This is a genomic window from Nitrosopumilus sp. Nsub (assembly GCF_001541925.1).
Classification (GTDB): domain Archaea; phylum Thermoproteota; class Nitrososphaeria; order Nitrososphaerales; family Nitrosopumilaceae; genus Nitrosopumilus.
In genome coordinates this window covers 135,868-142,995 of the sequence record NZ_LQMW01000008.1, presented here as the reverse complement: position 1 = coordinate 142,995, position 7,128 = coordinate 135,868, and the positions used below count along the sequence as shown (strand labels likewise).

Below are 7,128 nucleotides of genomic sequence, written 5' to 3'. Positions count from 1 at the left end.
CAGGAGGAGAATCTATAGCTGAAATCCAATTTAGATCAGGATAAACAAGAGGCGTTACAAATAATGTGAGAATCAATCCAACAAATGATATTTTTAAAATAATAGATTTTTTTGTAGTTGGGTCTATTTTAAAAAGATTTTTTGTTAAAATCGATAATGAAATAGCAGCTAAAATGATTAATGATAATGATGCAAACAGTTCTAATCGAATAAATGTTGAACTAACATATGCACCTGTAATTCCAAAAATTATAACAAATGCTTTCATATCATTTTTTAGAAGAACTTGTGATTCAGATGATTTGTGAGATAAAATAATCCAAATTCCTAGTCCAGAAAAAATCATCAATATTGAATGTAATAGAAAAATTATTCCAGTATCAGGAGTAGCATGTTCTGCAACAGAATCAACAAGTGGATCAACACTAGTTAAAAATGGATTTAATGCATTAAGATATCTGTGGCTACCATCTAATAGAAATGCTGACTCTGAATTTAGTACTAGAAATCCTGAAACAATTATCAAAATAGAAATTAAAAATAATAATGCATTTCTAGATTTATTGTTTGAACTTTTAGTTTGAATTAAAATACAAGATACCAAAAATAGAGTAGATGCAATTAACGACAGTCCTCCTAATCCTAAAATAAAATTAGAAGCGATCCTTTCAAATCCAAATGATGACAAGAGGACACTAATAGTAAAAAGAGGAATTGCCCATATGATGAATTTATGATCATTTCTTAAAAATGGTAATGCAAAAAAGAATATGCCTATAGGAATAATAAAAAAATGATTTCCCCCCCAAGATGAAATAGAAAATGCAGTAAAAATTCCAGCTGCTGCAAGTTTGATAAATGCTATTTTTTTATTATATGAATTTATTCCACTTAAGAATAAATATACAGTTAAAAGACCCAAAAATAATCCAAGTGGTTCGGATTTGAACCATCCAAGTGGGCTTCTAATTAAAAGTGGTATTGAAATCGAAAATAGTAATGCAGAAAATAATCCTGCAGAAGTACCACCAATAACTCTCACTAATGCAAAAATCACAATTACAGATAAAGAACTAAAGATTACTGGAAATAAAATAGTAAAGTCATATAGATCTGATCCGCCTCCAAAAATCCAATATGTTGAAGCAGCTGTTAAATGCAGAAATACTTGTGAAGTTGCAGAGACATCTCTACCATTAGGGTACCAGCTTAGACTGTCGTTCCATTCAAAATATGCATCTATTCCATTGTCAACAATATACTGAGTTGCTCTATAATTAAAAAATGGATCAAATTCATTTAATTCATATCCGTAATCTAAAACTTGTGAACGAAGCATAAGAGATATTGAAAATGATAAAAACAGTATTCCAATTATTACCAAATGTTTTATTTTTAAATTAAAATTCCCTATTTTGAACAATTGGACTTGTATCATTATTTAAATTAATTACATATAGAATTATTATTACTCTTTGTAAATTAAGTAAAATTTGTTATAAAAAAACTACATTCACATTGTTGCTTGTGATGCTTGATGGAACATTTCACTCTTAGCACAACCTGCTGCAAGTTCATCACCGGCTCCACGTCTCATAAGGCCTCTGTATAGACCATCTTCAAGCTTTACACCTTCACGTTCTTCCCATTCCTCTACAGTAATAGAATATTTCTTTTGGATTCTATCTCTATACCATTCTGGAATTACATTAAATGCACAAAATGGAACTATTCTAAGATCTGGTGTAACATAGTGAATATCACATCTTTGTAATCTCTCTAAATCTTCATTGTATTTGTCTTGAAAGTGCATCATACCAAGGAATAATCCTTTGACGTGCCATGAACCAACTGAATCAAATGATCTCTTCATGAGAATATTACCAAACATTTTTGCTAAATCTAATCCTGCTGGTTGTTTTTTAGTATCAACAAAGCCTTTGAGTTTTCTTACAACTTCAAGCATTGTAAAGTACTTGTTTTTACCAGAACGAATTTCTTCTGCTTTATCTTCAAAGAGTTCCAACATTCCTTGAATGTCACAGAATTTAGTTAACGGAACAAATTTCTTTGTATCAGCATCTTCAAAGATGTAAGTTCCTGCACCACAAGCAAAGTGAATAGATAATTCGTATTTTGGTTTACTTGAGAATGCTTCAATAACATTAGTTAATGGCATACAACTTGGAACTGGGAACCAATCATCAACAGTTACTTCACCGTTGGTTTGTTCTTCAATTCTTTGAACACAATCAGGAACGGTGATTCTATATTTTTCACGTTCAGATTTACCCATTCTACCAGTTAATGATACTGGTTGGAAGTTAACAGCGTGAACGACATCCATGTTCTTTTGTGCATATCTAATAATTCCACCTAATTCATGATCATTAATTGATTTGATTACAGTTGGAACAAATACAACAGTAGTACCTGTTTTTCTGCAACTATCAAGAGCATATGGAATCTCCCAGTGATTTTTAGGATTTGTTCTTGCAGTTACACCGTCAAATGAAAGATACAAGTTGTTACATCCAGCAAGTCTAACTTCTCTTGCTGCTTCAGGATCCATAGCATGTCTAATACCATTTGTATTCATCTGAATATGGTCAACACCTTCTTCTTTCATTATTTTAATAACATCAGCAATATCATCTCTGAGCATTGGTTCACCACCAGTAATTTGCATAGAGTTTCCTGGGATTGGTCTTTCTGCTCTTAGAGTTTTCATCATACCTCTAACTTGAGTATGATCTGGTTCGTACATGTAAGCACCTTCAAGTCCTTTCTTTACATAAAAGAAACAATACCAACATGTTAAATCACATCTATTAGTTACAATCATGTTTGCTAATCCACTGTGAGATAAGTGATTAGAACACAAGCCACAGTTATTTGGACAAGAACATTTGTCAATCATTACATTTGGAGAATGTGCACCTTTACCATCCATCCAGTAAGTACTGAATTTTTTGTACATTTCATAAGAACCAAAGTATAATTCCTCACATTCACCGTGAGTTGGACAAATTTTTGACATGAAAACTTGGCTATCTCTTTCAAATACCTCAGCATCCAAAATCATGTTACAATCAGGGCAGATACTTTGAGTAAATCTAATAGTAGATTTTTTACCCAAATTCTTACTGGATTGATTAGAAATCTGAATTAGTGCCATGCTTGTATCTAAATTTCTCAAAAAACAGTATATAATCTGTTTCACACTTACCCCCGTGTGGAATTTAGTAAATAGTCGTGAGTGGTTTAAATATCAAAACTGATCGATTAGATCGGATGAGCATATCAGATAAAACAAAAAAGTCTCTAGAAAAAATAGGTCTTACAAGTTATGAAATCAAAACATTTTCTGCACTACTAAAGTCAGGAGAAATGACAGCATCAGATCTTAGTCAGAAATCAGGTGTGCCATATTCAAAAATCTACGAAGTACTAGGAACATTAGAAGAAAAAGGATGGATCGGATCAGATGATTCAAGACCAACAAAATATTTTGCAAAGTCACCAGCAACAGGGGTAGAAAGTACAAAACAAAAAATGGAAAGTGACTTTTTACAAAATCAAAATGTAATTTTAAATGAACTAGTACCCATATATGAAAAAAGTGGAACGAGTGAAAGACCAGACATATGGGTTTTGTCAGGAGCAGTAAACATTACAGCAAAAATTTTGGAGATGGTAGATAGTTGTAGAGATGAAGTAATGATCACACTGCCAGAAGTCGGTATAGAATTAGTTAAACAAGCATTACCTAAACTAAGAGCACTACATGACAAAGGAGTAAAAATTACAATTCTCACATCAGATAAAATCGATAAAGAATCAATTACGTCAATTAAAAGAGTTGCAGATGTTAAAATTAAGAAAGGATTGTTTGGAGGAGGCATAATTTCAGATAAAAGATATGTTGTGATTTTATTAGGTCCAGAAATTGCAGGCGAAAATTCATCAGATATCATTGCAATTTGGGCAGATCATATTGGTTTAGCAGGATTTGCACGACAATATTTTGAATATTTATTAAAAGATTCAAAGAAGGTGTAATTATGGATATACGTGATGAAGAAAAACTGTTTGTTGGAACTGCAGAAGCAGAACACGTTGAAATGTATCTTAAAGCAATTTGGCATATTAGAGAAAGAGGTGATGATGTTAAAATTAGTACAATTGCAAAAATTCTCAATATTAGACAACCAAGTGTAGTTCAAATGTTAAAAAAATTAAATACTAAAAATCTTGTAGAGTACAACAAAGCAGGTGTAAATCTTACAGAAGAAGGAGAATCAATTGGTGCAAGTATGATCAGAAATAGTAGATTATTAGAAGTCTTAATGGATAGTGCATTAAAAGTAGAAATTGATGAAGAAATGGTATGTGGAATTGAGCATCATATGAATAAACAATTCACAGATGCATTATGTACAATGTTAAATCACCCAAGAAAAAGTCCACATGACCGCGAAATTCCAATGGGTGAATGTTGCAAAAAAAATTAAAAATATCCCAAAAGATATATCATATTAAAAATTAGATAAATCATGGCGTGTTTTTGTGGATGTGAGACCTATGTTAAAAATGAAGATGGTTTTAAAATTGCATGTGTAAAATGTGAACATGGACCTCAAAACCACGATGATGCATTTAGAGATGCTGCAAGAAAGAATGAATCACAAAGTCAAAAACGTGACGCAGATTTCGGATAGAAAATTATTCCCCAATAATTTTAACTAAAACTCTTTTTGGTCTTTTACCGTCAAATTCACCATAGAAAATTTGTTCCCATGGACCAAAATCTAATTTACCATTTGTAATTGCAACAACTACTTCACGTCCCATCACTTGTCTTTTTAGATGTGCATCAGCATTATCTTCTCCAGTATCATTGTGTTTGTATTGTTCAATTGGAGAATGAGGTGCTAATTCTTCTAACCATTTTTCATAGTCATAAAGTAATCCATCTTCATTGTCATTGATGAATACACTTGCAGTGATATGCATAGCATTAACAAGACATAATCCTTCTTGGACTTTACTTTGATCCACTAATTTTCGTATATCAGGAGTAATATTGACAAATCCTCTTCGTGATTTAATATTAAATGTAAGATGTTTGGTTAATGATTTCATAATTTTTCAAGACTAATCACCAATTAAAGTGATTTAGCAGGCTCAGAACTCAAGATCCTCATCATTAATCAGAGGGATAGGAACATCACAGCCTGTAAGGCAGTTTTTAGTGATATTCCTTTTGAGTCTTTCAAGAAGCTTGATAAATGGCAAATAGTAAGTTAAACAAAATGGTCACAATCAGCACGCCTGCAACATTAGAAAGTTTTAGAAGATTTATCATTTCTAGTACGTGTAAATCTTATGCACCAAGAAGTTATTTAGAAGATTCAGAGGTATTTGCAGAAAGAGAAGATAATTTGGGTGCAATATACGTAGAAGCAGCTGATAAAGTAACGCTGAAAAAAATCAGAGATATCAAATTTATGAATGCAAGAGATGTACTTGGAATAATTTATAATTCAAAAAGCGGAAATACATCACTAAAATGGAGACAAATTAGAAGAATGGAAGGTAAAGTGACAGGTGAAGCTTCTCCAAATTCTTTAACAAATCTAGCAGAAGCAGGTGTTCTTACTTTAGATTGGGTTGAAAATTATCTAAAGAAAAAATCACAAGAAGAGAAAACTAGTGAAACTACAAACTAAACACTTTACTTTTTGTAAATTATTTTAATAATATGATTACAAAAACAATAGATGAAAATTTAATTTCAGTTATTCCTGAAGATTCCGAAGATTTATTGAATTTACGACGAATAATTAGACAAAATGATAAAGTAATCGGAGATACAACTAGAGTTTTAAAACAAGATAAAGAATATGCAAGACCAGATAAAGGTGAAAGAATTAAAATTAGAATTGCACTAACGGTAGAAAAAATTTCTCTTGATGAAGTTTTAGATAAATTAAGAATAAGTGGAATAATTTCTGAATCAAGTAACGAATCAGTACCACATGGTTCACATCATTCATTTATTTTAGAATTAAATGATGGAATAACAATTTCAAAGAAAAAATGGTTACCAGTTGAAAAAAAACTTTTGAAATCAAGTAATAATCAAGTTAGTTTTGTCCTAATTGCAATTGATACTGCAGATTGTGGAATTGCAAGATTAAGAGGAACCCATTTAGAATTCATGCCCAATATTTATTCTGGATCAGGGGGTAAGAGATACAAAACTAGTTTTAAAATTGAAAAATTTTTTGAACATGTACATCAAGCAGTAAATTCCATTTTGAAAGAGGGTGACATGATAGTAATTTTTGGCCCAGGTGAAACAAAAAAAAGATTTGCAAATCATTTACAAAAATTACAAAAATATAAAATTCAAGTTGTTGATGGAGTAGACTCAGGTGGAGAAGATGGGATTTACACATTTACAAAATCTCAAACAATGCATGAAATAATGTCAGATAGTAAATTAGCAAAAGCTGCAGCAATAATTGATGAAATAATGATTCTTGCTAATAAAAAAAGTAAAAAATTCACAATGGGGTATAATGAAACGTCGGAAGCTAATCAAATCGGTGCTGTAGAATCATTAGTTTTTTCAGATAAAATAATTCAAGATAATAATGAACAAGAAATAATGGATTTTCTAAATGATGTAGAAAATAAAGGAGTTAAAATTTACAGTGTTGACTCGTCTACAGATATCGGATTAAGAGTTACAGGTTTAGGTGGAATAGTTTCTTTGCTACGATATTCATTAGAGACTTAATTTGTTGATTCAATTAACCAGTTCAGATATGATTTATTTATTGAAGTAACATCAATTTCTGCTATTTCAGGAACATCATATGGATGAGTTTCTTCAATTATCTTTTTGAGATTAATTTTATTTTTTGTCACAGTTTTGAATATTGCAATATATTCTGGTGAATTTTGAATTTTCCCATTCCAGGAATATACAGAATCAATTTTTGAAATATTAACACATGCTATAGTCTTATTTTTAATAAATTCATTAGCAATTTTTAAAATTGATTTTTTATTAGGATATGTAGATACGATAAACACTGGTTTCACAGTAACCGATAA

9 protein-coding genes are annotated in these 7,128 nt (G+C 30.9%); 5 read left to right on the top strand and 4 right to left on the bottom strand.

Going from position 1 to position 7,128, the window contains the following annotated elements; translation table 11 throughout:
* Both AW732_RS01570 and tes read right to left on the bottom strand, forming a co-directional pair.
* Nucleotides 1-1,339, bottom strand: a 1,339-nt coding sequence (locus tag AW732_RS01570) for an STT3 domain-containing protein (RefSeq protein WP_348625409.1), incomplete at its 3' end; no start/stop codon positions are given.
* Nucleotides 1,340-1,513: 174 nt separating this feature from the next.
* Nucleotides 1,514-3,178 (bottom strand): tetraether lipid synthase Tes, encoded by a 1,665-nt coding sequence (gene tes, locus AW732_RS01565; RefSeq protein WP_172790366.1) that lies wholly within the window; start codon nt 3,176-3,178, stop codon nt 1,514-1,516.
* A gap of 116 nt (nt 3,179-3,294) precedes the next feature.
* On the opposite strand from tes, the gene AW732_RS01560 reads away from it, so the two are divergent.
* The 3 genes from AW732_RS01560 to AW732_RS08645 are packed head-to-tail and all read left to right on the top strand — an operon-like array spanning nt 3,295 to nt 4,721.
* A complete protein-coding gene (locus tag AW732_RS01560) occupies nt 3,295-4,062 on the top strand; it encodes a helix-turn-helix domain-containing protein (protein WP_067957547.1) in 768 nt (255 codons plus the stop codon).
* Between the two features lie 2 nt (nt 4,063-4,064).
* A complete protein-coding gene (locus tag AW732_RS01555; protein WP_067957490.1) occupies nt 4,065-4,514 on the top strand; it encodes a metal-dependent transcriptional regulator in 450 nt (149 codons plus the stop codon).
* Between the two features lie 42 nt (nt 4,515-4,556).
* Entirely contained in the window at nt 4,557-4,721 is a 165-nt protein-coding gene (locus tag AW732_RS08645) for a hypothetical protein (protein ID WP_172790365.1), read from the top strand.
* Nucleotides 4,722-4,725: 4 nt separating this feature from the next.
* Here AW732_RS08645 and AW732_RS01550 read toward each other — a convergent pair whose 3' ends face one another.
* Nucleotides 4,726-5,145, bottom strand: coding sequence for a secondary thiamine-phosphate synthase enzyme YjbQ (locus AW732_RS01550; protein WP_067957487.1), 420 nt, complete (start codon nt 5,143-5,145; stop codon nt 4,726-4,728).
* 170 nt (nt 5,146-5,315) lie between these two features.
* On the opposite strand from AW732_RS01550, the gene AW732_RS01545 reads away from it, so the two are divergent.
* Both AW732_RS01545 and AW732_RS01540 read left to right on the top strand, forming a co-directional pair.
* Nucleotides 5,316-5,732: a hypothetical protein gene (locus tag AW732_RS01545; protein WP_067957544.1), complete on the top strand. Its 417-nt coding sequence runs from the start codon at nt 5,316-5,318 to the stop codon at nt 5,730-5,732.
* Nucleotides 5,733-5,764: 32 nt separating this feature from the next.
* Entirely contained in the window at nt 5,765-6,808 is a 1,044-nt protein-coding gene (locus AW732_RS01540; protein ID WP_067957484.1) for an mRNA surveillance protein pelota, read from the top strand.
* On the opposite strand, the gene cutA is transcribed toward AW732_RS01540, so the two are convergent.
* Entirely contained in the window at nt 6,805-7,116 is a 312-nt protein-coding gene (gene cutA / locus AW732_RS01535) for a divalent-cation tolerance protein CutA (RefSeq protein WP_067957481.1), read from the bottom strand. The two genes, AW732_RS01540 and cutA, sit on opposite strands and share 4 nt — an antisense overlap.
* Nucleotides 7,117-7,128: the final 12 nt, after the last annotated feature.

What these genes read in the sequence shown, in the direction of transcription:
- tes (WP_172790366.1), bottom strand. Translation starts at nt 3,178, where the DNA reads ATGGCACTAATTCAGATTTCTAATCAATCCAGTAAGAATTTGGGTAAA.
- AW732_RS01560 (WP_067957547.1), top strand. Translation starts at nt 3,295, where the DNA reads ATGAGCATATCAGATAAAACAAAAAAGTCTCTAGAAAAAATAGGTCTT.
- AW732_RS01555 (WP_067957490.1), top strand. Translation starts at nt 4,065, where the DNA reads ATGGATATACGTGATGAAGAAAAACTGTTTGTTGGAACTGCAGAAGCA.
- AW732_RS08645 (WP_172790365.1), top strand. Translation starts at nt 4,557, where the DNA reads ATGGCGTGTTTTTGTGGATGTGAGACCTATGTTAAAAATGAAGATGGT.
- AW732_RS01550 (WP_067957487.1), bottom strand. Translation starts at nt 5,145, where the DNA reads ATGAAATCATTAACCAAACATCTTACATTTAATATTAAATCACGAAGA.
- AW732_RS01545 (WP_067957544.1), top strand. Translation starts at nt 5,316, where the DNA reads ATGGTCACAATCAGCACGCCTGCAACATTAGAAAGTTTTAGAAGATTT.
- AW732_RS01540 (WP_067957484.1), top strand. Translation starts at nt 5,765, where the DNA reads ATGATTACAAAAACAATAGATGAAAATTTAATTTCAGTTATTCCTGAA.